The following is a 21829-nucleotide window of genomic DNA, read 5'->3' as shown; positions in this document are numbered from 1 at the left end:
GGGGACGACGAGACGCTGGCCGGGGCGGCGGAGGCGGAGCCGGCGGAGGTCTGGGGAGCGAAGGGGAGGGGCGAGGGGGACGGGAGGGCGTCGGAACGGCAGCACATGCTGAGCATACTCACTATGTGAGTGCTCATTGAAGCGGCCCGAGGCTCGTACAATCGGCCCTCACCACGGAACGGGGAACGCCATGGCAGTGCACGGCAGCAGCGACATCCTGGTCGACGAGCTCTACGAGACGACGCACCAGCTGCGCCAGTTCGTCGAGACCCGGCTGCGCGCCAACGGAGCCTCGGTCGCGAGACTGCGCGCCCTGCGGATGCTCGCGCACGCCGAACAGCCCCTCCGCATGCGGGACTTGAGCGAAATGACCGGCGTCGCGGCGCGGACCACGACCAGCATCGTGGACAGCCTGGAACGCGACGGTCTGGTGGAGCGCGTACGCCATCCGCACGACCGTCGCGCGTTCCTGCTGCGCCTCACCGACGAAGGCCGGGAGTGCCACCGTGAGGCGGAGGAGATCGACGGCCTCGCGCTCGCGGAGGCGACGGCCGAGCTGGACGCGGAGGACCGCGCGCAGCTACGGACCCTGCTCGCCCGCATCCGGAAGGCGACGGCTTGAGAGCCGGAGGCCGCGTGTGCTCAGGAGGCGGTCCAGTCGCGGAGTTGGCGGGCGATCCGGGCGAGGCCGAGGTCCCCGGACGCGGTGTCGCGGACGAGGGCCACGGCCGCCTTGGGCGGGTAGTCCGGGCGACGCCCGTTCAGGATCAGGTAGGCCTCGGTGGCATGCCAGGCGAAGGCCTCGTTGGAGTGCTCCAGGCACGGCAGCTTCGCCAGGGTCTGCAGCAGCGCGGCCGCCTTGAGATGCAGCGAACCGTAGATGTCGCGCTTCATCGCGCGGGCGTCGACCCGGGCGGCAGCGGCGTAGAGCGGGCCGTAGTCGTCGACCTGGGGATCGCGGTCGAGCAGTTCGGCGGCGTGCAGCAGGAAGGTGACGTCGAGCGCGTGCGGCGGTTCGGGCTGGGTCACGCGGCGTGCCCCTGCTCCTGGCGCTCGAGGTCACGACGGGCGTCCGCCTCGGCCGCCCGTTGCTCCGCGCTGGGATCAGCGCTGCCGGGCTCGGCCGCGAAAGCCGCGCCGCTGTGCGCCATCGACTCCTTGAAGCCCTCGAGGAACCGCTCCTCGACGGCCGTCGCGCGAGCGTAGGCGGCCGAGAGGATGTACTCCTGCAGGCTGACCCCGGCCTGCTTGGCGGCGGCCTCGATGGCCGCGCGCTGCCGGGGGTCTCGGAAGCGGAGGTTCATGGCTTTCGGCGTGTTCGGCATGACGTCCACGGTACCAGTGGTACCACGCGCGGGGGCCGGTGTTTCCTACACGGGGGTATGGCCCTCCAGGTAGGTGCGCACGGCTGCCGGCAGCCCGACGGCGATGGCATCGGCGAACGACGCCCAGCGCAGCTGCCCCGCGGTGAGCTGAGCCTCCCCTGACGGATCGTCGCTCAGCAGCTGGCACACCACGGCCGACCCACCCCCGGACTCTGACTCCAGAAGGCTCGTTCCGTCCACGAGATAGCCGGTGAGTTCATACACCGCCCGCGCGGCGGCGGCCTGCGCCGTCTCGGCCTCCTCGGGAACACCGGACGGCAGACTCCACCCACCCTGCACATCCACCAGCAGCACACGCCCGTCGTTCACGACGAGCGCGTCCACCGCATCCTCGGCGACCTGCTCCAACGCCATGTCTCAACCGTCCCTTCGTTCGTGCAAGGCGTGACCGTTCGTCCGGTCATGCCCGAGCCGGTTTCCTACCCGGGACTGATCGGTTCACGCGGTACGGCCGCACCGGGAGACGCCGACCCGGCCCGCGAACCCGGCGGTCCCCTCGATATGGGCCAGGCCTCCCTCGCATCAGGACACGACCGGCGACACCGCCCCCGCCCCGACCTACGTTGGGGCCATGATCCGCTCCACATCCTCGCCCACGGCCCCCAGCGCAACCCGTCCATCCCTCAGCCCCAGTTGGTTCGCGGCCGTGATGGGCACCGGCATCGTCGCCAACGCGGCGGTCACCCTCCCGCGGAGCCTCCCCGGGGTGCGGACCGCTGCCACGGTCGTCTGGGCGGGCGCCGTACTGCTGCTGGTCCTGCTGGCCGTCGGCTACCTCCGGGGCCGGGCGCTGCGGTCGCACGCGGGGGATCCGGTCGTGGCGCAGTTCTTCGGCGCACCGCCGATGGCACTCCTCACGGTCGGCGCCGGAACGCTGCTGCTCGGCCGACGGGTGATCGGGCTCGACGCCGCGCTGGACGTGGACCGGGTGCTGTGGGCGCTCGGCACCGCACTCGGCCTCGCCACCGCCTGCACGGTCCCGTACCTGATGGTCACCCGGCACCGCTTCGCGCCGGACGCGGCGTTCGGCGGCTGGCTCATGCCGATCGTGCCCCCGATGGTCTCCGCCGCGACCGGCGCCCTGCTCGTCCCGTACACCCCGGCCGGTCAACTCCGACTCGCCCTGCTCCTCGCCTGCTACGCGATGCTCGGCCTGGGCCTCGTCGCAGCGCTACTGGTCCTGGCCATCCTCTACGGCCGCCTCGTGCACCACGACGCACCCACCGGCGCCATGGTGCCAACGGTGTGGATCGGCCCCGGGGCCCTGGGCCAGGCGGTGACGGCACTCGGCGCGCTGGCCACGGCGGCACCGACCGCACTGCCCGCGCTCTACGCCCGGGGCGCCGAGGGACTCGCGCTGCTGGGCGGAGTCCTGGTGTGGGGCTTCGCCCTGCTGTGGCTGGCGCTCGCCACCGCCCTGACCGCACGGACGATCCGCGCCGGGCTGCCGTTCGCGCCCACCTGGTGGTCGTTCATCTTCCCGTTCGGCGCGCTCGTGACCGCCTCCAACTCCCTTGCGGCGCGCACGGGTTCGCTGTTGTTCATCTGGCCGGCCGTGGCGTTCTACGTGCTGCTCGTCCTGGCCTGGATCGTGGTGGCCGGTGGCTCCCTGCGTCACGTCGCCGCCACCAGGACTGCGCGGTCGGCGACGCGGGAACTGAGTAACTCCCTCACGTAGCCGGGCTAGTTGACAGCGCCATTGCGCAGTTCCGCGAGGCGGGCCATCTGCTCGCCCATCCCCCGGGTTCCGGCCAGCGGGGTGAGGGCGTGCGGCCAGACGGAGTGGACGAGGCCGACGTGCCGTGCGCCGCCGAGGGCGACGACCGGGTCGAGGAGCACGATGCCCCGCAACGTCGCCTGTTCCAGAATGAGTTGGGATGTCACGGCATCCGTCGTACCGTGCGGAGTGTCGTACGGCTCGACCACGTCGTCGAGGTCGAGCAGGCCGTACCGCGCGGACAGGATCAACAGCCGATCCGGTCGTAGCGCGTCGGCAGCCTTGCGGCACGCGCGGTGGTACGAGCCGGTGTACAGGTCGGCGGCGCGTGCGGGCCGGTCCAGTTTGCGGCTGCCGCACGGGATGACGACGAGTTCCGGCTTGAAGTAATCGAGTTGGGGTTGGTCCTTCGGGGTCATGCCTGCCTGTCCTGTTCTGTGCTCGCGATAGCCGTGTCCGAGTCTGCGCCGGTGCCCGTTCCCGTGCCCGCTCCCGTGCCCGTACCGGTCGTCCGGAAGCTCGTCCGGAACGCACCCGGCGTCACCCCCAAGTGCCGTACGAACGCCCTCCGGAGAGACTCGGCCGAGCCGAACCCGGTGCGCCGCGCCACCACCGGCAGGGCGTCGTCACCGGTCTCCAGCAACACCTGGGCCGCCTCCAGCCGGACCCGCTCCACATACCGGGCCGGGGTAGTCCCCACCTCTTCGTCGAAGAGTCGGCTCATATGGCGGACGCTGACGCCCGCCCGCCGGGACATGGCGGCCAACGTGTGCTCGGCGCCGGGGTTCGCGGCGACCGCGTCCAGCACCCGCCGGAGCATCTCCACGCGGGAGTACGGGAGTTGGGAGCGGACGCTGAACTGCGACTGCCCTCCCGGCCGTTGCATGAAGACGACCATGTCCTTGGCGACCGCCCGGGCGACCTCCGCACCGAAATGCTCCTCGACGAGCGCCAGGGAGAGATCGATACCGGCCGAGACACCCGCCGAGGTCATCATCGGACCGTCCCGCACGAAGATCGCGTCCGGCTGGACCCGCACGGACGGGAACCGCACGGCCAGTTGCCGGGACTGCCGCCAGTGCGTCACGGCCCGACGCCCTCGCAGGAGTCCGGCCGCGGCCAGCAGGAACGCGCCGGTGCACACCGACGCGGTACAACGCGCCATGCCGTGCAGCCGTCGCACGGCATCCAGGAGCGCCTCGTCCTTGATCACCGTCTCCCATTCCGGACCGCCCGGGACCACGAGGACGTCGTACGGCTCGCGTATGTCGCCCACGGCGAGGTCGGCCCCGATGCGGGTCCCGGCAGAGGTGATCACCCCGGCGCCGTCCTCGGACGCGACCTGCACCCGATAGCGGCCGCCGAACTCGTTGGCCGAGGCGAACACCTCGATCGGGCCGGTCACATCGAGCAGCCGGACGCCCGGGAAGACGAGGACGGTGACGGTGAGGGGGCCCGTTCCGGGACGGTTGTGGTTCATGGAACAGCCAGCATGCGTCGGCGACCGGTGCCGGTGCCACGACTGGTTTCCTCTCTGCTGGGAGGCGGTGCCTCCCAGCAGACCTTGCCGGGGTGCCGGCCCCGGTCGTGCCCGCTCATCTACGACAACTACGAGGCGGGCAGGCCCGGTTGACCCATGACCGGCAGGCGCAGGGACGTGTGCGCCAGATCGACGGTGATCGTCGGCCGGTCGGCCGCGCCGCCGGCGATGCCCCAGTCGGTGCCCGCGACGATCAGGGCCAGCCGGTGCCCGGCCGGGACGATGTGGTCGACGCTCGCGAGCGTGAGGGTGAGGGAGTACGGCTTGCCGGGTGTGAGGGGCTGGACCGTGTGTGCGTCCGCGGCGGTGCCGAGTGCCGCCCAGCCCCGGCTGAAGACGGTGCTCGTGACGTGCTTGGTCTTGGCCGCAGTCTTCTTGTAACAGCCGCTGTCCTGGGGTGAGTTCGTGCCCCAGCAGGACGTACCGGAGACCGTGGAGACGCCCAGACCGGCGGTGTCGTAGGCCCGGATGGTGGCCGGGCCCAGGTCGACGAGGACCGCCGACAGGTTCGCGGTCGCTGTCGTCGAGGTCGCGGTGACGGTCACCTGCGAGGCGCCGGAGACGCGCAGTGGTTTCGTGAGGGGCTCGGTGACGAAGCCCGCCTTCTCGCCGGTCGGCTTGTCGATGTGCGCGGCCCAGTCGAGTTCGGACTTGTCCGTGGCGTCGGTGAAGGTCTCGCTCCCGCCGCTTCCGGGTTTCGTGCCGAGCGTGCCCACGCCCGCCTGTGCGCCCTGAACGGGGAGGAGGCTCACGGGAGTTGTGGACTTCGGCGGCCAGACCGCGTCCGTTGTCCAGTGGTCCGGAGTCCGCTCGATGTCTGCCATCGGCGCGCGGTCGATCCCGTTGTCGTAGCCGAGGAGTGCATGGTCGAACCAGTGGTGCAGGGTGTCCACCCACTGCGTACGGCGGTAGTCGAAGGGGTCGACGTGGCCGGTCTGGGAGAGCCAGATCTTGCGCTCGACGCCGTTCTTCGCGAGAGCGTCCCACCACTGGCCGACGTTCTTGGTGCGGACGGCGAGGTCCTGTTGACCGTGCACGACGAAGACGCTCGCCGTCACCTTCTTCGCGTCCGCCACATAGTCGCGTTCGGCCCACATCGCCGACCAGTCACCGGACTTGGCCGCCGCGCCGCCGAGCGGCTTGTTCACGGCGGCGCAGCGGACGCCGGCGGCATCGCTCTCGACCGTGCGGATCAGCGTGCCAGGGGTGGGCGCGTTGCCGACCAGTCCGGCTCCCTGGGAGAAGTAGGCGTCGTACCAGGAGGAGATGGAGCTGATCGGGACGATCGTCTTCAGGCCCTTCACTCCGGTCGCGGCGACCCCGTTGGCGATGGAACCGTCCCAACTCTTGCCGATCATCCCGGTGTTGCCGTTGGTCCAGCCGGCCTTCGTGGGGGTGGTGCCGGTATGCGTGGTGTAGGCGTGGGCGCGGCCGTTGAGCCAGTCGACGACCGTCTTCGTGGACTGGATGTCGATGGGTCCGCCGGCGTCCGTGCAGCCGTCGGAACGGCCGGTGCCGGGGAGGTCGACGGCGACGAAGGCATAGCCGCGCGGGACGAAGTAGTTGTCGTAGAAGAGCGGGAAGCCGACCGGCCGGCCCTTGGCGTCGTAGGTCTTCTTCTGGTTCTCGTTGCCGCGGCCGCAGCAGGAGTAGTACGGACTGGCCTCCATGATGACCGGTATCTTCCGGCCTTTGGCGGCGGGTTCGGCGGGGCGCACGATGTCGACGGCCACGCGGTCGCTCTTCCCGTCGCGGTCGTCGTCGCGCCCGGTGTCGACCCAGACGGTCTCCCGTACGGCGTTCTTGTACGAGTAGACCGGTTTGCTCTCCCCGGAAGGGCCCGCGGAACTCGACGCCCCCGCCCCCGTTTTGGCCGTCGAGGCCGCGCCGACCGCCTTCTCGACCGTGGGGTTCGCCGAGGAGGAGCAGCCGACCAGCAGGGCGGCGACCGCGGTTGCGACGAGGGCCGACAAGGCGAACTGCCTCCGGGGAGGGCGTTCGTGGGATGAGGTCGTGGAAAGGTTGGGGTGCACGTATGGGTAACGGGCCGGCCCTCGCCGGAGGTTGTCGTGACGGCGGCGGGACTTTCCAAGTCGCCCTGTGCTGAACCGTCCTGACGTAGCGTCAGCGCAAAGGGCGATTGTCGGACATGTGTCCCGTTCTGCTGGCAGTAGGTGGTATGCCGGTGGAAAATGCGGCTACGAGGCAGCCCGCGCACCATTCCATCAGGATGTGATCCGCATGCTTCTCACCCAGGACGACTGGTACGAGACCTCGCGCGACCTCGACTGGACCTTCTCCTACGTGGACCGTGCCGCCGCCTTCCCCGCGGAGTGGACCGGCGCCGAAGGCATCCCCGAGGACGCGTGGGACGCCTGGGAGGAGCCCTTCCGTGTCTCGTACCGGGACTACGTGCGCGTCCAGCGGGAGAAGGAGTCCGGGGTCAAGGCGGTGAGCAACGCCCTTCAACGGGCCGGGAGTTACGACCAGTTACCCGCCTCCCATGTCGCCGCCTCGCAGATGCACATGGGACTGATCACGATGGTCGAGTACATGGCCGTCACCATGCAGAGCCGCTTCTGCCGCTTCGCCCCCTCCCCGAAGTGGCGCAACCTCGGTGTGTTCGGACTGCTCGACGAGACCCGGCACACCCAGCTCAGCCTGCGCTTCTCGCACGCCCTGCTGAAACACGACACCCGCTTCGACTGGGCCCAGAAGGCGTACCACACCAACCAGTGGGCGGTCGTCGCGGCGAAGAGCCTCTTCGACGACATCATGCTCAACGCCGACTGTGTGGAAGCCTGCCTCGCCTCCAACCTGACCCTCGAACACGGCTTCAGCAACATCCAGTTCGTCGCCCTCGCCTCCGACGCGATGGCCGCCGGCGACGTCAACTGGTCGAACCTGCTCTCCTCCATCCAGACCGACGAGGCCCGCCACGCCCAACAGGGCTTCCCCACGCTGGAAGTGGTGATGGCCCACGATCCGCAACGCGCCCAGCGGATCGTCGACGTGGCGTTCTGGCGCGCCTCCCGGATCTTCCAGACCCTCACCGGACCGGCGATGGACTACTACACGCCGCTCGACAAACGGAAGATGTCCTACAAGGAGTTCATGCTGGAATGGATCGTCGACCAGCACGAACGGGTGCTGGAGGACTACGGGTTGAAGCGCCCCTGGTACTGGGACGACTTCCTCTACTCCCTCGACAACGGCCAGCACGCGATGCAACTCGGCCTGTGGTTCTACCGGCCCACCCTCTTCTGGAACACCAGCGCCGGCGTCTCGAAGGACGAACGGGCCTGGCTGAACGACAAGTACCCCCAATGGGAAGCGAATTGGGGCGTCCTGTGGGACGAGATCATCCGCAACATCAACGCCGGACACATCGACCGCACCCTCCCCGAGACCCTCCCCGCGCTGTGCAGCGTCACCCAACTGCCCCTCGGCACCGCCATGTCCCGCGAGCGGCTCCACCCCGTCTCCCTCGTCCGCGACGGCCGGATCCACCACTTCGACAGCGAGATCTCCAAGTGGTGCTTCGAGCAGGAACCCGAGCGGTACGCGGGCCACCGCACGGTCGTCGACCGGTTCGTCGGCGGCGACATCCAGCCCATGGACCTGCCGGGCGCGCTGGCGTGGATGGGCCTCACCCCGGACGTCATGGGGGACGACACGGACGGCTACCGCTGGGCACGCGAGTACGCCAACGACCCCAAGGCATAAGGGGATTCACCCACATGGCACTGTTCCCCATCGTCGGCAGACTGGTCGGCGACTTCATCCCGCACCTCGTGGCCGTCGACACCGACGACACCATGGACACCGTCGCGGAGAAGGTGGCCGTGCACAGCGTCGGGCGACGGGTGGCGGCTCCGCCCGGCGTCCCGTCGTACGACGTGTATCTCGACGACCGGAAGATCGACCCGTCGGTGACACTCGGCGAACTGTCCCTGCTGCCCCTGCAATGGCTGGACGTGCGGTTCCGTGACTGAGGAGGCTCCCGACTGCCCCGACTATGTGCCGGTGGCTCCCCAAGACGCCTTGTGGGACGGCGAGATGGAGCCCTTCGAGGTCGACGGCACGGAGATCCTGTTGCTGCGTGTCGAGGGCGACTACCTCGCGTACCAGGGCACCTGCCCGCACCAACGGCAGTCCCTCGCCGAGGGCGATCTCGACGGCACCGTCCTGACCTGCGCCTTCCACCTGTGGGAGTTCGACGTGCGCACCGGCCGGGGCATCAACCCGCGCGGCTCCTGCCTCGTACGCCACGCCACCCGCATCGCCGACGGCCAGGTGTACATCAGCCGCCGCCCGTCCGACGAAAGGCCGGCACCCACCCCATGACCGTCTACGAACTCGACAGCGACGCCCCGCTCGACCCCGTCCTCGTCGGCCCGGTGCTGCGCTCCGGGCCCCTGGCGGACGCCGTCATCGAGGCGGTGTCCGACGACAACCCCGACCGGGACGTGTACGTCGTGGACCGCGACGACTACGTCCGCGTCCACACCCCGCACGAGTGCCGGCTGACCCGCCGCAGCCTGGAGGAACACCTCGGCGGAACCTTCCAACTCTCCGCCCTGGAGATCGAGATGCCCTCCTTCAAGGGGCGGATGCGCTCCCGGTCGCAGGAGTACATGTGGTTCAACAGCGAGTGACCAGGCAGCCGGCGATCAGGTAGAAGTCAGTGACAAGGTCAGGAGAAGCCATGGCACAGCAGCGTGACCGGCAGCGCGCGACCCGCCTGCGCACCTGGAGCGCCTTCGGCGACCTGGGCCGCCGTCCCGGCGAGTACGAGGTCCTCACCCACGGCATGAACCACACCATGGGCGCCACCCCGCTGGAACTCCCGCCCGAGGCGCACGGCAACCGCTGGCTGCGCGACCACCGCGACGGCATGGCCCTGACCGTGCCCGACTGGGACGCCTTCCGCGATCCCGACCGGGTGACGTACGGCAGCTATGTCGCGATGCAGGACGACCGCGAGACGTACGTCGAGGGGTTGCTCGAACGCTTCGACAAGGAACAGCACGACGAACGCCTGACGGCCCGTCAACTCGACCTGCTGGCACTGGCGGTGACTCCGGCCCGCTACCTCGTCCACGGCCAGCAGATGCTCTCCGCCTACCTCCAGCAACTCGCCCCCGGCAGCTACATCGCCACCTGCGCCGCCTTCCAGACCGCCGACCAGCTCCGCCGCGTCCAGCTCCTCGCCTACCGCACCACCCAACTCGCCCGCGCCCACCCCGACCGCGCCTTCGGCCTCGCCGAACGCACGACCTGGGAACACCAGCCGGAGTGGCAACCGTTCCGCCGGGCCGTCGAGGAGTCACTGGTCGCCTACGACTGGGACGTGGCCCTGGTCGCCTTCCAGTTCGTGGTCAAACCGGTCACCGACGCCGTACTCCTGCACGGCCTGGCCCGTCGCCTCGACACCGTCGGCGTCCCCCTCGACTCCCTCATCACCGACGACCTGTACCGCGACGCCCAACGGGCGGCCCGCTGGACCCGGGCCCTCCTGAAATTCCTGACCGACGCGGACCCGGGAAACCGAGCGGTTCTTCAGGGGCACCTCGACACCTGGGCCCCGCATGGCACCGCCATGGCCGCCGCGGGCGCCCGACTCCTGGGCGCGCCCGACATCGAGGCTGCGGCGCTTGACGCGTGGGACGAACTCCTGGCGGCCGGCGGGCTTACCCGCCCCCGGACGCCGTAGGCGCTCAGGACGGACGCCCGCCGAACTGCCAGTCGTGCACCTCGATTTCGGCATACCGGTCCCGGGTCAGCACGGCACGCGCCGTCTCCGGGTCCGGTGCCCGGAGCAGCGCCGCAGTGCCCAGCCAGGTGGCACCGTCGTCGGACAACAGGGGCCCGTACGCGATGAGTTCGTCCCGGCCGGGCGGCACCGCCAGGTCCACGGCCTGTCCGGCGCCGAAGCCGAGCACCAGGTAGCGGTTGCCACCGGTCCGGCCGCCCGGGAAGTCCCACATGGTGCGCCCCAGCGTGTTGCGCCACCGGCGCAGCAGCACGTCCCGGTACACGCCGGCCTGATAGTTGGGCTCGTCGAAGGCGAACGCGCGGGCGGCGGCGGGATCGGGCAGGTCGAGGATGTGCACGCTGCCGGTGGGGGTGTCACCGTCTTCGGCGAGCGTCGGACCCCGGGCGATCATCTCCTTGGCGTACCGGTCCATGTAGGACCAGTGCCGTTCCACCAGTTCGTCGCGCAGGGTGAGAGAACCGGGCCGGTCGCGGTGGTAGCAGAGGAACTCCATGCCCGAAGGATCTCCTCGGGGAGGTGACCGGGTCGAGCGGGTTTCCCCGCCCGACCTTGCGACCAGGTCTGGTGGATCAGACGGTCACGATGTCTCTGCTTCCGTTCCCGGGCCACCGCTCTCGCAGGTCGTCAGGAAGTCGATCAGCGCCGCGTTCACCTCGGCGGGGCGCTCCTGCTGGGTCCAGTGGCCGCAGCCGGACAGCTCGATGGGCGGGCGCACCAGGCTGGGCATGAAGTTCGGGAGCTGGGCGATGATGTCGCGCGCGCCCGGGAACGCGGGGACGAGGTCGCGGTCGCCGAAGATGTACAGGGCGGGGCGGGTGATGACGGCGTTGTTCCAGGGCGCGGTCAGGTCCCAGTTGCGGTCGAGGTTGCGGTACCAGTTCAGGGCGCCGGTGAAGCCCTTGGAGAAACTCTCGGTCAGGGCGTCGAGATCCTCCTCGGTGAGCCACTCCGGCAGCACCTCGGGGTCCTCCATGGCCGCGAGCCAGCCCTTCTCGGGGTCGACCAGCGGCTGCATGATCTCGCCGGAGGGGGAGGCCGAAGCAGAGGCGGAGTAGAGGAACTTACGCAGTGTGGTGCGGGTGTCCCTCGCGAACTCGGCGTCGGCGACGCCCGGTTGGTTGAAGTAGTTCCAGTAGAAGCGGCCCTGGAAGATCTCCTGCATCAAGGCCATCGGACGCTGCGCCCCCCGGTACGGCGGCGGCACGCTCAGCCCGGCCACCCCGAGCACCAGGTCCGGCCGCAGCAGCGCGGTGTGCCACGCGACCGGCGCACCCCAGTCGTGCCCGACGACGTACGCCTTCTCCTCGCCCAACTCCTGGATCAGGCCGACGACATCGCCCACGAGGTGGAAGATGGTGTACGCGTCGACCTCGTCCGGGTGGTCACTGCCGCCGTATCCCCGCTGGTCGGGGGCGACCACATGGAACCCCGCGCCGGCCAGTGCGCCGATCTGGTGGTGCCAGGAGTGCCATGACTCCGGGAAGCCGTGCAGGAGGATCACCAGGGGGCCTTCGCCCTGCTCGGCGATGTGCAGGCGGATGCCGTTCACGTCGACAAAACGATGCGTAACCATGCGGACGAGGCTACGTGTCGTGCCCGGTCAGCCGCGTGGCGGGTTTCGGCCTAACGGCCGGGCGGCTGCGCCTCGTCGGTGTCCTGCTCCTGGTAGGAGTAGCGCTGCTCTTTCCACGGGTCGGCGATGTTGTGGTAGCCGCGCTCCTCCCAGAACCCGCGCCGGTCCTCGGTGAGGTACTCGATGGCGCGCAGCCACTTGGGACTCTTGTAGCCGTACAGATGCGGCACCACCAGGCGCAGCGGGAAGCCGTGTTCGGCGGTGAGGGGCTCGCCGTTGTGGTGGGTGGCCAGCAGGGTCTGCGCGGCCGTGAAGTCGGCGAGGCGGAGGTTCGTGGAATAGCCGTACTCCGCCCACGCCATGACATGCGTGACCTCCGGCGCGGGCGGCACCAGCTCCAGGACGGTACCGGCGGGGATGCCGTACCACTCGTGGTCGGTGGAGGTCGGGCCGGACGCGCAGTGCAGATCGGCGACGACCGTGACATGCGGCAGCGGCGCGAGCTCGTCGAACGTCCAGAGGTGCTCGGCGCCGTCGGCCGTGGCACCGTGGACGCGCAGGTTCCAGCGCTCGGGGCGGAAGCGGGGGACGGGCCCGTAGTGCGAGACCGGCCAGCCGTGCACATGGCGCTGCCCGGGCGGAACGGGACGGGAGGCGGCGGCCTCGGCCGTACCTTGTCGGTCGCTTGCCACGGGTGACGCCCCTTCTCCGCTGGTCTCCTGGTTACGGCTACCTTCCCCGAGCAGCGTAGGCGCTCACGCGCGACGGGACCGACGCCGGGTCCCGGTGCGCGTGAGCGCGCCGCCCGACCGTGGAGTCGCCGCGTCAGACGGTCGCCAGGGACACCTCGGTCGACTTGATCAGCGCGACGACCGTCGAACCGGTCCGCAGACCCAGGTCGCCGACCGCATCCTTCGTGATCGCCGCGGTCAACTCGCCCCCGTCGACCGTCACCTTGACTACGGCCATCGCCCCGCCGGTGGCGACATCGCTGACCGTGCCCGGCAGCTGGTTGCGGATGGACACCCCCTCCACCCGACTCGTGGCGAGCGCCACCTCCGTGGACTTCATCATGGCGCGCACGGCCGTACCCTCGGCGAGCCCCAGGTCCTTCACGGCCTCCAGCGTGATCGCCGCGGTGAGGTCCTGGCCGCCGTCGAGGCGCACCTTCACGGTCGCCATCACCGCGCCGGGCGTGACGGCCGTGACGGTGCCGGGAATCTGGTTGCGGATGCTCAAGCTCATGACGGAACGCCTCACAGAGAAGAGGAAAGGTCTCGATTGCCGGATTTCTTACCGGCTGTGCGTCCACAAGCTAGCCGCTCCCGCCGCGCCCGTCACAGACCCCGTCGCATCCGCCACCTGCGAGTTCGCTTCGTCCTGGCAAATCCGAGGAACCCGCGAACAAGGTGACGGCGACCATCGGCATTCGGCTGTTCTGTCGGTGGGATGCGCGCATGCCGGGGCGATGAGGGGAATCAGCTGGCAGATACGAGTCGACTTCGACCTATGGCCTCGTATCCGCGTTTCGATCCGGCCGTCGTCCGGGTACCGTCGTGCGGGAGGTGGTGGCCCGTGATCCAGATCGTGGAGCACGCACCGCAGGAAGGCCCCTACGCCATCGGCACCGCGATCGAGGCCGCCGGGCTGCCGACGCGGGTCTGCCGGACCTGGGCGGGCGACCCGGTGCCGGACACGGCCGACGACCTGGTGGGCCTGGTGGTGACGGGCGGGGCGATGGCCGCCTACGAGGACTTCCCCGGCCGTGGCGCCGAACTCGCCCTGCTGCGCGCTGCGTTGGAGGCCGAGGTGCCGGTGCTGGGCGTGTGCCTCGGCGCGCAGTTGCTGGCCGTCGCGGCCGGTGGTGTCGCCCGGCCCGGCAACGGCACGCAGGTCGGCTGGGCCGACGTACGGACGACGGAGGCCGCGCGCGGCGACGCCCTGTTCGGTGCCGTTCCCGAGCGGCTGCGGGTGCTGCACTGGCACGGCGACACGATGGACCTGCCGGCCGGGGCGACACTGCTGGCCTCCTGCGACCAGTACCCGGTGCAGGCGTTCCGGGTCGGGGGCTCGGCGTGGGGCATGCAGTTCCATCTGGAGGTGGACGAGGCGGCGGTCGGTGCCTTCGCCGACGCGTTCCCGCAGGAAGCGGCCACCGCTCCCGGAGTCGTGGAGAGCGCGCCCGCCGAACTCGCCGTGCTGGCCCGCCACCGCGACGGCGTGTTCCAGCGCTTCGCCGCCTTCGTCGCGGAGCGCGCCGAACTGACGGCGACCCGCGCCTTCTTCACCCGGCGGGCGGCCACCTGGGAGGAACGGTTCGCGGACGACGGCCCCCGGTACGCGGCGGCCGTCGAGCAGATGGAACTCCGGCCCGGCCGGCGTGTGTTGGACCTGGGCTGCGGCACCGGCCGCGCGCTCCCCGCGCTGCGCGCACAGGTCGGCGACGCAGGCCTCGTCGCAGGCATCGACCTCACACCCGCGATGCTCACCGCCGCGCTCCGCGAGGGCCGCGACAAGGAGGGATGCCTGCTCCTGGCCGACGCCTGCCGGCTGCCCTTTCCGACCGGGGCAGTGGACGCGGTCTTCAGTGCGGGCCTGATCAACCATGTACCCGACCCGGCGACGGCCCTGCGCGAATGGGCCCGAGTCACCGCCCCGGGCGGCACCCTGCTCCTGTTCCACCCCTCCGGCCGCGCCGAACGCGCCGCCCGCCACGGCCGCCCCCTCGACCCGGACGACCCCCTCGCCGAGGAGAACCTCCGCCCCGCCCTGCGCGCGGCCGGCTGGGACCTGTCCCGCTACGAGGACGCCCCGCACCACTTCCTGGCCCGCGCGTCACGCATCGCCGGGTGGAGCGAGCCCACCGAGGAGAATCACATTGCCGAGAACGATCTAGCTGGCTAGGTTCGCCCCATGGCTGATGACGAACCCACGCGGGCCGCACGCCTGCTCGATGCCCAGGCCAAGGCCGCACTGCTCTTCTCGGAGGTCGAGGAGCGCGGGCTCGTGGCGCCCGGTGAGGGGGAGCGGGCCGTCAGCGACCGGGTGCGTGACCTCGCGAACGAGCTCTTCGGGACCACCCGGCACTGGCACAAGCGGATCGTGCGCTCCGGGCCGAACACGCTCGCGCCGTACAAGGAGAACCCGCCGGACCGGGTGATCGGCGCGGACGACATCGTGTTCGCCGACTTCGGGCCGATCTTCGAGGAGTACGAGGCCGACTTCGGACGGACCTTCGTGCTGGGCGACGACCCGGCCAAGCACCGGCTGCGCGACGACCTGCCCAAGGTGTTCGCGGCCGGCCGGCGCTTCTTCGAGAACACCCCGGACATCACCGGCGCCCGCCTGCACACCGAGGTCGCCCGCCTTGCCGACAAGGCCGGTTGGGAACTGGGCGGTTGGCACGCCGGGCACCTGGTCGGCGAATTCCCGCACGAGACGATCGAGGGCGCGCACGTCGAGTCGTACGTCACCCCCGAGAACGACACCCCCATGCGCCGCACCGACAAGACCGGCCGCGCCTGCCACTGGATCCTGGAGATCCATCTCATCGACCGGGAACGGGGGTTCGGTGGGTTCTACGAGGAACTGCTCACCCTCTGACGGTAGTTGGTTCGGCGATGGTTGATCCATGGGGACTGTGACGGCGCTGTACCGGTATCCGGTGAAGTCGATGTTGGGTGAGGCCGTGATCGCTGTCGCGGTGACGGAGAACGGGCTCTCCGGGGACCGGGTCTACGCCGTCCTCGACGGGACGGGCGCGGTGGGCAGCGCCAAACACCCGCGGAAGTGGGGCGAGTTGCTGCGCTGCCGGAGCCGACTCGACGATTCCGGTGCGGTCCGCGTCGTCCTGCCCGACGGCACCGCGCTGCCGGTTGAAGACCCCGGCCTGGACGCGGAGTTGTCCAAGCTGCTGGGCCGGCAGGTGTCCGTCTCCGGCGTCGTTCCGGAGCACAGCCGGCTGGAGCGTGCCGTGCCCGAATACGAGGGCGGAGTCCCGGATGTTGTACGGGAGTCGGCGACCGTCGACGCGACGGGGGAGAGCATCACGACGGGCGGGGTCGCGCCGGGCACGTTCTTCGACTTCGGCCGGGTCCACCTCGTCTCCACGGCCGCCCTGAACCGGATGCGCAGCGTGTATCCCGCCGGGGACTTCGACGCGCGCCGCTTCCGGCCGAACCTCGTCGTCAACACCCTTGGCGGGCCCGGCTTTCCGGAGGACGACTGGGTCGGGTCGCGCCTGCGCGTGGGGGAGGCGCTGTTCCGCGTCCTGGTCCCCACACCTCGATGCGTGATCCCCACCCTCGGCTACGACGAACTCCCGCCGGACCCGGGCCTCATGCGCGCGGTCGCCCGGGAGCACCGCATCCCGGTGTTCGACCTCGGCCGGCTGTCGTGCCTCGGCGTGTACCTGGACGTACTGGAGGCGGGGACGGTGCGGGTGGGCGACCCGATCGCGTTGGAGGAGACGGCCGCCTGACACCCCCAACGACGGGTCAGTCCTCGGTCCTGCCGAAGCGGTACTTCAGGTGCGTGGCGAGCGGAGTCTCGACCACCCTGACCGACTCGACGCGCCGCGGTCCCGCGCCCGGGCCCTCGAAGAGCCGCAGGCCCGCGCCGAGGAGGGCGGGCACCACATGGAGCTGGAGTTCGTCGATGAGCCCCTCCGCGAGATACTGCCGCACCGTGCTCGCGCCGCCCGCGATGTCGACGTTCCGGTCGCCGGCGACGACCCTTGCCTGGTTCAGGGCGCTGTGGATGCCGTCGGTGACGAACGTGAAGGTGGTGCCGCCCTCCTTGACGAGGGTCGGCCGGGGGCGGTGGGTGAGGACGGAGACCGGGGTCCGGAACGGTGGATCGTCGCCCCAGAACTCCTCACCCGTGTCGTACATCATCCGGCCCATCACCACAGCTCCGGTCGCGTCGAACCACTCCCGCATCAACTCGGAGTCGCGGTTTTCCTCCCCGCCGGTCATGCCCTGGCGCTCGCGCCAGCTCGCCAGATTGTGGATCCACTCGAAGAGCGGCTCGGCGCCGTCGCCGCCCGGGTTGTCGACGCTCACGCCGGTGCCGGCGATGTAGCCGTCGAGGGAGATGGCCAGATCCGCGGTCACGGTCACGATGGTGCTCCTGAGTCGTGGAGGTGCTGCTGCTTCCACTCTCACGTTGATCGGGAACCGGCGCATTCGACATGCCTCCCCTCCTGAGCAGGGAAGGCCTTTCCTGAGTAGGGGGAAGATCGGGTGCGTTACTCGACGGTGACGACCATTTCGGCCGGGGCACATTCCGGTGCCGAGGCGATCAGGCGGATCTTGCCGGGCCCGGTCGGGCGGAGGACCGCGAGGGCGCGCCCTTCGTAGGTACGGCGCTCGGTCACGTCGAAGCGTTCCTCGGTGGAGGGGTCCGCGCTGCCGAAGCCCAACAGGACGCCGGCGCCGGAGACTTCGAGGCGCACCGGGCGGTCGGCCGCTGTGTGCAGGGTGCCGTCCGGGTCCGTCAGGGTGAGGGTGACGTACGCGAGGTCGCCGCCGTGTGCCGTGAGGTGCGGGCGGTCGGGTGCGGCGCGCAGTTGTACGGGGCCGGCCGCGGTGCGCAGGGTGTGGCGGCCGGTCTCGGCGCCGTCGCGGTAGGCGATCGCGAGGAGTTCGCCGGGTTCGTACGACGTCTCGAACTCGGTGCGGAAGCGATGGCCCTTGCCCACCGGTTGGCGCCCCAACGGGCTTCCGTTGACGAGGAGTTCGACCTCGTCGGCGTCGCCGTAGACCTCGACCGTGACGGGTCCGCCTTCGGAGCCGGGCCAGGTCCAGGTGGCGACGGTGTCGCTCCAGGCCCACGGCGTCCCGGCCCAGGTCCTGCCGTGGTGTTCGGGGCGCCGGACCGCGATGTAGGGCTCGGTGCGCAGGCCGAAGACGATCTCGCGGTAGTAGGAGGCGGGCCGGCGGTGGCCGGTGATGTCGAGGTCGCCGCAGCCCGCGAGCAGGTACGGGTACGGCGCGGTGTGCGAGGGGCGCGGGGCGTCCGGGGTGAGGTACTGGGGGCGGCCGATGCCGACCTCGCCGAGGTAGTCCCAGCCGGTCCAGGTGAAGTCGCCGATGACGTGGCCGAGTTGTTCGACCAGGCGCCAGTTGCCGTCGATGCGGGTGGGGAAGGTCTCGGTGCCGAGGATGACGCGGTTCGGGAACAGGTCGCGGTCCAGGGTGTAGCGGGCCTCGGCGTAGTTCATGCCGGCGACGTCGAGCACGGCGAAGGACTCGGCCGTCTTCTCGGTGACGAGGCCGGAGGCGCTGATCGCGTTCATCATGTCGCCCGCGTCGGACATGAGGGTGTTGATGCCGGCGCCGTCCTGTGGTGCCTGCTCTCTCATGGCCCGCAGTTCGGACATGACGGCGAGCATGCCGTTGACGGCGTTGGTGACATAGCGCGTGGGGTCCAACGAGCGGACTCTCTCGGCGAGTTGGCGCCCCCGTGCGGCGCCGGAGGGGGCACCGGTCTCGGGGATCTCGTTGCCGATCGAGTACATGATGACGCTGGGGTGGTTGACGTCCTTGGCGACCATCGCCTCGATGTCGCGCTCCCACCACTCGGGGAAGGCGAGGCTGTAGTCGAAGTCGCTCTTGCCGGACGTCCACACGTCGAAGGCCTCGTCCACGACGAGCATCCCGACGCGGTCGCACGCGTCCAACATCGCCTTGCTCATGGGGTGATGGGACATACGGAGCGCGTTGAACCCGGCGTCCTTGAGGAGTTGAACCCGCCGTTCCTCGGCGCGCGCGAAGGTCGCCGCGCCCAGGACCCCGTTGTCGTGATGGACACACGCGCCGCGCAGCTTGACCGTCTCGCCGTTGATCCGCAGCCCGTGCCGCGGGTCGAGGCGCAGCGAGCGGACACCGAAGACGACGGTCTCGGCGTCGAGGTCCTTCAGGGTCACGGTGGCGGTGTACAGGGCGGGTGTGTCGGTGCTCCACAGCAACGGGGCCTGGACGTAAAGGCGTTGGCGTACGACCGCGGGCTCGCCCGGCAGCACCGTCGCCTTCGAGGCATCGCTCGCGACGACAGTTCCGTCGGCACCGCGGACCTCGGTGACGACATCGACCGTACGGATCGCGATCGAGTCGTTCTCCACCCTCGTCGCGACCTCGACCACCGCCCGCTCCGCGTCGATGTCCGGGGTGGTGACACGGACCCCGTCGGGCGCGATCCGGACCACTTCACCGACGAGCATCCAGGTGTCGCGGTAGATGCCCGCACCGGTGTACCAGCGTGAGTCACGGTGGGCGCGGGCCTCCACGCGGATCTCGTTGTCCTCGCCGAAGCGCAGGAAACGGTCGGCGTCGACGTGGAAGTGCGAGTAGCCGTACGGGCGTTGGCCCGCGAAGTCGCCGTTGATGTACACGACGGCGTCGCGGTACACGCCCTCGAACTCGAAGAGGATCCGCTTGCCCCGCTGCTCCTCGGGAACGTGGAACGTCTTGCGGTACTCGTGGGTCCCGCCCGGGAAGTACGCCCCGGCGCCGCCTTCCATCGTGGCTTCGCCGCGCGGCGCCGTGCGCTCCTGCCCGATCATCGCGTCGTGCGGCAGTATCACCGGCCTGAACGGCGCCTTCGTACCGGAGAGTTCGGCGAAGGGGTTGACCTTGGGGCGGGCCTGCCAGCCTTCGTTGAAGGACGTGCGCTTCATGGGGGCTCCGTGAGCTGAGGGGCGTTGACCGGTTCCGGGGGAGCGGGGCTCAGGCCTCGCCGGGTGGCGTCGCGGCCGGTCCGGCCACCCGTGCACGCAGCCAGGCTCGGCCGCGCTCCAGCAGGGCCCGGGCGATACGGGTGCCGGGAGCCCAGGTCTCGAAGCCGTGCGGAGCACCGGGGACGAGGTCGAACGCGCAGTCCACGCCAGCGTCGCGCAGGCGGTCGGCATAGGTGCGGCACTCGTCGGCGAACAGGTCGATGTCGCCGACGCCGATCCAGGCCGGTGGCAGTCCGCCGAGGTCGGCGCGCCGGGCCGCGACCGCGTGGTCGGGGACGGGGGAGGCACCGGGTCCGGTACCGAGATAGGCGGCCCAACCGGTCCGGTTCGCCGCGTTGTGCCACACCCGGTGCCGCACGTCGTCCAGTTCGCGCCGCGCGGCGGTGCGGTCGTCGAGCATGGGGGAGAACAGCCACTGCGCGACCGGCTGGATTCCGCCGGCGTCGTACAGCCGCTGTGCCAGGCAGGCGGCCAGACCCGCGCCCGCGCTGGCGCCCCCGACGGCGACACGCGCCGGGTCGACCCCGAGTGACGCGGCCGATTCCTGCACCCATCGCCACGCTGCGGAGACGTCGTCGAGCGCGGCCGGGAAGGGGTGTTCGGGGGCAAGGCGGTAGTTCGTCGAGACGACGACGAGGTCCGACTCGCGGGCTGTCAGGGCGCAGAACGCGTTGTCCTGGACGACGTCGCCGATGACGTACCCGCCGCCGTGCACCCACAGCAGTGCCGCGCCCGAACCGCCACCGGCGGGCGTGTACACGCGCAGGCCCCGACCCTCGTCGAGGACGCGGACGTCGACGCCCTCGACCGGTCCGCCCGGCCCGTGCCGGACGACCAGGGCACGCACCACGCGCCGTCCCCACGTCCGGCGGACCGGCAGCCGCGGCATCCGCGCGACGGCGCGCCGCAGCTCCGGGTCGACCGCGTCGAGCTTCATGGGCGCCTCTCCTCGCATCCGGTCCGCAGCACGCGTCCCGCATCTGGTAAAACGTATTACCACCTGCCTGCGGTACGGTATCCAGCACGTTCCGCACCGCACAAGCCCCCGACCAGACCGCACGCAGGAGACCCGGCCGCCGGGCCCCCGTTCCGAGGAGCGAGAGAGTGAGCAGGTCCACGCGCGCGACAGCCAAGGACGTCGCCCGGGCCAGCGGGGTCTCGCAGACCACGGTGAGCTTCGTTCTCAACGGTGCGGCCGGGCACGTCTCCGAGGAGACACGGGAACGGGTACGGCAGGCCGCGCGCGAACTCGGCTACGTCCCCAACGGCTCGGCGCAGGCGCTGCGCAAGGGGGCGTCCCGCATCGTCCTGCTCAACATCGAGGGAGTCCCCACCGGCAGCAGCCTCGGCAGCTACATCCGGGGTCTCGACGCCGAACTCGCCGTACACCAGCACGTGTTGCTGGTGCTGCACGGCCATCTCTCCTCGCAGGCACTCTCCGACGTGGCGCAGGCCGTCTCCGCCCGCGCGGTGATCGACCTGGGAGACGCGGGCCGCGCGGACGACATCGTCGCCGACGCCGAGACGTCCCTCGACGCGTTCTCCGCACAGGCCGACGTCCCGGTCCGATATCTGGTCGACCGAGGTCACCGGCACCTCGCCACCGTCATGCCGGACACCCCGGAACTCCAGGCCCTGGCCGGTCTGCGAGGGCGGCTCATCCGACAGGCCACGCACGCCGCGGGCCTGCCCGCCTGCCCGGCGCTCGTCCTGCCCGGCGATCTCGACACCGCCGAGGAACGGCTCCGGGCCTTCCGCACCGACCACCCGGACGTCACGGCCGTACTCGCCTACAACGACGACCTCGCGCTCGTCACGCTTGCCGCGATGAGGCGCCTCGGGCTGCACGCACCACAGGACCTCGCCGTCGTCGGGTTCGACGACACCCCGCACGGAGCGCTGTTCTCGCCCGCCCTGACCACCGTGCACATCGACGCGGAGGCCATCGGCCGCGGCGCCGCACGCACCGCGCTGGGCCTGCCGGCGGCGGACACCGCGTCACGACCGGCTCGGGTGATCGTCCGCGAGTCCGCCTAGGGCCTGTTGTGAGGGCCCGGCTTGATCCGTTGTCGCCCAGGGCGTCAAGCCGGGCCGTCC

At 70.6% G+C, this 21829-nt stretch carries 24 protein-coding genes; 11 read left to right on the top strand and 13 right to left on the bottom strand.

Annotated features, from left to right (window positions below; translation table 11 throughout):
* Positions 1-190 precede the first annotated feature (190 nt).
* On the top strand, positions 191-622 hold the full coding sequence (locus OG504_RS02815) for a MarR family winged helix-turn-helix transcriptional regulator (protein ID WP_405988236.1): 432 nt from the start codon (positions 191-193) through the stop codon (positions 620-622).
* A gap of 20 nt (positions 623-642) precedes the next feature.
* On the opposite strand, the gene OG504_RS02810 is transcribed toward OG504_RS02815, so the two are convergent.
* Genes OG504_RS02810 through OG504_RS02800 form a run of 3 tightly spaced genes read right to left on the bottom strand, consistent with a single transcriptional unit; the run spans position 643 to position 1739 of the window.
* A complete protein-coding gene (locus OG504_RS02810; protein WP_405988235.1) occupies positions 643-1029 on the bottom strand; it encodes a fic family toxin-antitoxin system, toxin component in 387 nt (128 codons plus the stop codon).
* Entirely contained in the window at positions 1026-1325 is a 300-nt protein-coding gene (locus OG504_RS02805; RefSeq protein WP_405988234.1) for a DUF1778 domain-containing protein, read from the bottom strand. The genes OG504_RS02810 and OG504_RS02805 overlap by 4 nt, the downstream gene beginning before the upstream one ends.
* A 45-nt stretch (positions 1326-1370) precedes the next feature.
* Complete coding sequence (locus OG504_RS02800) at positions 1371-1739, bottom strand: NUDIX domain-containing protein (RefSeq protein ID WP_405988233.1); 369 nt, start codon at positions 1737-1739, stop codon at positions 1371-1373.
* A gap of 217 nt (positions 1740-1956) precedes the next feature.
* Here OG504_RS02800 and OG504_RS02795 point away from each other — a divergent pair, with 217 nt between their 5' ends.
* A complete protein-coding gene (locus OG504_RS02795; protein WP_405988232.1) occupies positions 1957-3063 on the top strand; it encodes a C4-dicarboxylate ABC transporter in 1107 nt (368 codons plus the stop codon).
* Between the two features lie 5 nt (positions 3064-3068).
* Here the strand turns inward: OG504_RS02795 and OG504_RS02790 are convergent, their stop codons facing one another.
* The 3 genes from OG504_RS02790 to OG504_RS02780 all read right to left on the bottom strand — a co-directional run bounded on the left by OG504_RS02790 (position 3069) and on the right by OG504_RS02780 (position 6579).
* Positions 3069-3521, bottom strand: a complete 453-nt coding sequence (locus OG504_RS02790; RefSeq protein ID WP_405988231.1) for a DUF6884 domain-containing protein — start codon at positions 3519-3521, stop codon at positions 3069-3071.
* Complete coding sequence (locus OG504_RS02785; RefSeq protein WP_405988230.1) at positions 3518-4582, bottom strand: GlxA family transcriptional regulator; 1065 nt, start codon at positions 4580-4582, stop codon at positions 3518-3520. Before OG504_RS02785 ends, OG504_RS02790 begins: the two co-directional genes overlap by 4 nt.
* Positions 4583-4710: 128 nt before the next feature.
* Positions 4711-6579 (bottom strand): Xaa-Pro dipeptidyl-peptidase, encoded by a 1869-nt coding sequence (locus OG504_RS02780; protein WP_405996238.1) that lies wholly within the window; start codon positions 6577-6579, stop codon positions 4711-4713.
* A gap of 304 nt (positions 6580-6883) precedes the next feature.
* On the opposite strand from OG504_RS02780, the gene OG504_RS02775 reads away from it, so the two are divergent.
* Genes OG504_RS02775 through OG504_RS02755 form a run of 5 tightly spaced genes read left to right on the top strand, consistent with a single transcriptional unit; the run spans position 6884 to position 10358 of the window.
* On the top strand, positions 6884-8368 hold the full coding sequence (locus OG504_RS02775) for a toluene monooxygenase (RefSeq protein ID WP_405988229.1): 1485 nt from the start codon (positions 6884-6886) through the stop codon (positions 8366-8368).
* A 14-nt stretch (positions 8369-8382) separates the two neighbouring features.
* Entirely contained in the window at positions 8383-8637 is a 255-nt protein-coding gene (locus OG504_RS02770; protein ID WP_033279816.1) for a toluene-4-monooxygenase system B family protein, read from the top strand.
* Positions 8630-8989, top strand: a complete 360-nt coding sequence (locus OG504_RS02765) for a Rieske 2Fe-2S domain-containing protein (protein ID WP_405988228.1) — start codon at positions 8630-8632, stop codon at positions 8987-8989. The genes OG504_RS02770 and OG504_RS02765 overlap by 8 nt, the downstream gene beginning before the upstream one ends.
* Entirely contained in the window at positions 8986-9300 is a 315-nt protein-coding gene (locus tag OG504_RS02760; RefSeq protein ID WP_366432813.1) for an MmoB/DmpM family protein, read from the top strand. The genes OG504_RS02765 and OG504_RS02760 overlap by 4 nt, the downstream gene beginning before the upstream one ends.
* Positions 9301-9350: 50 nt before the next feature.
* Complete coding sequence (locus OG504_RS02755) at positions 9351-10358, top strand: toluene hydroxylase (RefSeq protein WP_405988227.1); 1008 nt, start codon at positions 9351-9353, stop codon at positions 10356-10358.
* Positions 10359-10362: 4 nt separating this feature from the next.
* Here OG504_RS02755 and OG504_RS02750 read toward each other — a convergent pair whose 3' ends face one another.
* The 4 genes from OG504_RS02750 to OG504_RS02735 form a co-directional block, all read right to left on the bottom strand.
* Positions 10363-10914, bottom strand: coding sequence for a YciI family protein (locus OG504_RS02750; protein WP_405988226.1), 552 nt, complete (start codon positions 10912-10914; stop codon positions 10363-10365).
* An 84-nt stretch (positions 10915-10998) separates the two neighbouring features.
* On the bottom strand, positions 10999-11994 hold the full coding sequence (locus tag OG504_RS02745; protein ID WP_405988225.1) for an alpha/beta fold hydrolase: 996 nt from the start codon (positions 11992-11994) through the stop codon (positions 10999-11001).
* A gap of 50 nt (positions 11995-12044) precedes the next feature.
* Positions 12045-12686 carry a molybdopterin-dependent oxidoreductase gene (locus tag OG504_RS02740; RefSeq protein WP_405988224.1) on the bottom strand — a complete coding sequence of 214 codons (642 nt, stop codon included), beginning with the start codon at positions 12684-12686 and terminating at the stop codon, positions 12045-12047.
* 133 nt (positions 12687-12819) lie between these two features.
* Positions 12820-13239: a molybdopterin-binding protein gene (locus tag OG504_RS02735; protein WP_405988223.1), complete on the bottom strand. Its 420-nt coding sequence runs from the start codon at positions 13237-13239 to the stop codon at positions 12820-12822.
* A gap of 330 nt (positions 13240-13569) precedes the next feature.
* On the opposite strand from OG504_RS02735, the gene OG504_RS02730 reads away from it, so the two are divergent.
* The 3 genes from OG504_RS02730 to OG504_RS02720 are packed head-to-tail and all read left to right on the top strand — an operon-like array spanning position 13570 to position 16474.
* Positions 13570-14898 carry a methyltransferase domain-containing protein gene (locus OG504_RS02730; RefSeq protein WP_405988222.1) on the top strand — a complete coding sequence of 443 codons (1329 nt, stop codon included), beginning with the start codon at positions 13570-13572 and terminating at the stop codon, positions 14896-14898.
* A 9-nt stretch (positions 14899-14907) separates the two neighbouring features.
* Positions 14908-15597 carry a M24 family metallopeptidase gene (locus tag OG504_RS02725; protein ID WP_405988221.1) on the top strand — a complete coding sequence of 230 codons (690 nt, stop codon included), beginning with the start codon at positions 14908-14910 and terminating at the stop codon, positions 15595-15597.
* 28 nt (positions 15598-15625) lie between these two features.
* On the top strand, positions 15626-16474 hold the full coding sequence (locus tag OG504_RS02720) for an MOSC domain-containing protein (protein ID WP_405988220.1): 849 nt from the start codon (positions 15626-15628) through the stop codon (positions 16472-16474).
* A 16-nt stretch (positions 16475-16490) separates the two neighbouring features.
* Here OG504_RS02720 and OG504_RS02715 read toward each other — a convergent pair whose 3' ends face one another.
* From OG504_RS02715 to OG504_RS02705, 3 genes are all read right to left on the bottom strand, one after another.
* The gene (locus OG504_RS02715; protein WP_405988219.1) at positions 16491-17114 is read right to left on the bottom strand and encodes a dihydrofolate reductase family protein; all 624 of its coding nucleotides are present in this window, start codon (positions 17112-17114) and stop codon (positions 16491-16493) included.
* Positions 17115-17242: 128 nt separating this feature from the next.
* The gene (locus OG504_RS02710) at positions 17243-19672 is read right to left on the bottom strand and encodes a glycoside hydrolase family 2 TIM barrel-domain containing protein (RefSeq protein ID WP_405988218.1); all 2430 of its coding nucleotides are present in this window, start codon (positions 19670-19672) and stop codon (positions 17243-17245) included.
* A 49-nt stretch (positions 19673-19721) separates the two neighbouring features.
* Positions 19722-20669: an alpha/beta hydrolase gene (locus OG504_RS02705; RefSeq protein WP_405988217.1), complete on the bottom strand. Its 948-nt coding sequence runs from the start codon at positions 20667-20669 to the stop codon at positions 19722-19724.
* Between the two features lie 167 nt (positions 20670-20836).
* Between OG504_RS02705 and OG504_RS02700 the strand changes: the two genes are divergently transcribed.
* Positions 20837-21769: a LacI family DNA-binding transcriptional regulator gene (locus OG504_RS02700; protein WP_405988216.1), complete on the top strand. Its 933-nt coding sequence runs from the start codon at positions 20837-20839 to the stop codon at positions 21767-21769.
* The last annotated feature ends 60 nt before the right edge of the window (positions 21770-21829 follow it).

The sequence above is a fragment of the Streptomyces sp. NBC_00986 genome (genome assembly GCF_045162565.1).
GTDB lineage: Bacteria > Actinomycetota > Actinomycetes > Streptomycetales > Streptomycetaceae > Streptomyces.
The sequence above is the reverse complement of the archived record's forward strand: the minus strand, read 5'-3'. Positions and strand labels throughout refer to the sequence as shown.

Excerpts from the sequence above, each read along its gene's own strand:
- OG504_RS02815 (WP_405988236.1), top strand. The coding sequence starts at position 191 with ATGGCAGTGCACGGCAGCAGCGACATCCTGGTCGACGAGCTCTACGAG.
- OG504_RS02805 (WP_405988234.1), bottom strand. The coding sequence starts at position 1,325 with ATGCCGAACACGCCGAAAGCCATGAACCTCCGCTTCCGAGACCCCCGG.
- OG504_RS02800 (WP_405988233.1), bottom strand. The coding sequence starts at position 1,739 with ATGGCGTTGGAGCAGGTCGCCGAGGATGCGGTGGACGCGCTCGTCGTG.
- OG504_RS02795 (WP_405988232.1), top strand. The coding sequence starts at position 1,957 with ATGATCCGCTCCACATCCTCGCCCACGGCCCCCAGCGCAACCCGTCCA.
- OG504_RS02790 (WP_405988231.1), bottom strand. The coding sequence starts at position 3,521 with ATGACCCCGAAGGACCAACCCCAACTCGATTACTTCAAGCCGGAACTC.
- OG504_RS02785 (WP_405988230.1), bottom strand. The coding sequence starts at position 4,582 with ATGAACCACAACCGTCCCGGAACGGGCCCCCTCACCGTCACCGTCCTC.
- OG504_RS02775 (WP_405988229.1), top strand. The coding sequence starts at position 6,884 with ATGCTTCTCACCCAGGACGACTGGTACGAGACCTCGCGCGACCTCGAC.
- OG504_RS02770 (WP_033279816.1), top strand. The coding sequence starts at position 8,383 with ATGGCACTGTTCCCCATCGTCGGCAGACTGGTCGGCGACTTCATCCCG.
- OG504_RS02760 (WP_366432813.1), top strand. The coding sequence starts at position 8,986 with ATGACCGTCTACGAACTCGACAGCGACGCCCCGCTCGACCCCGTCCTC.
- OG504_RS02755 (WP_405988227.1), top strand. The coding sequence starts at position 9,351 with ATGGCACAGCAGCGTGACCGGCAGCGCGCGACCCGCCTGCGCACCTGG.
- OG504_RS02750 (WP_405988226.1), bottom strand. The coding sequence starts at position 10,914 with ATGGAGTTCCTCTGCTACCACCGCGACCGGCCCGGTTCTCTCACCCTG.
- OG504_RS02745 (WP_405988225.1), bottom strand. The coding sequence starts at position 11,994 with ATGGTTACGCATCGTTTTGTCGACGTGAACGGCATCCGCCTGCACATC.
- OG504_RS02735 (WP_405988223.1), bottom strand. The coding sequence starts at position 13,239 with ATGAGCTTGAGCATCCGCAACCAGATTCCCGGCACCGTCACGGCCGTC.
- OG504_RS02725 (WP_405988221.1), top strand. The coding sequence starts at position 14,908 with ATGGCTGATGACGAACCCACGCGGGCCGCACGCCTGCTCGATGCCCAG.
- OG504_RS02720 (WP_405988220.1), top strand. The coding sequence starts at position 15,626 with ATGGGGACTGTGACGGCGCTGTACCGGTATCCGGTGAAGTCGATGTTG.
- OG504_RS02710 (WP_405988218.1), bottom strand. The coding sequence starts at position 19,672 with ATGAAGCGCACGTCCTTCAACGAAGGCTGGCAGGCCCGCCCCAAGGTC.
- OG504_RS02705 (WP_405988217.1), bottom strand. The coding sequence starts at position 20,669 with ATGAAGCTCGACGCGGTCGACCCGGAGCTGCGGCGCGCCGTCGCGCGG.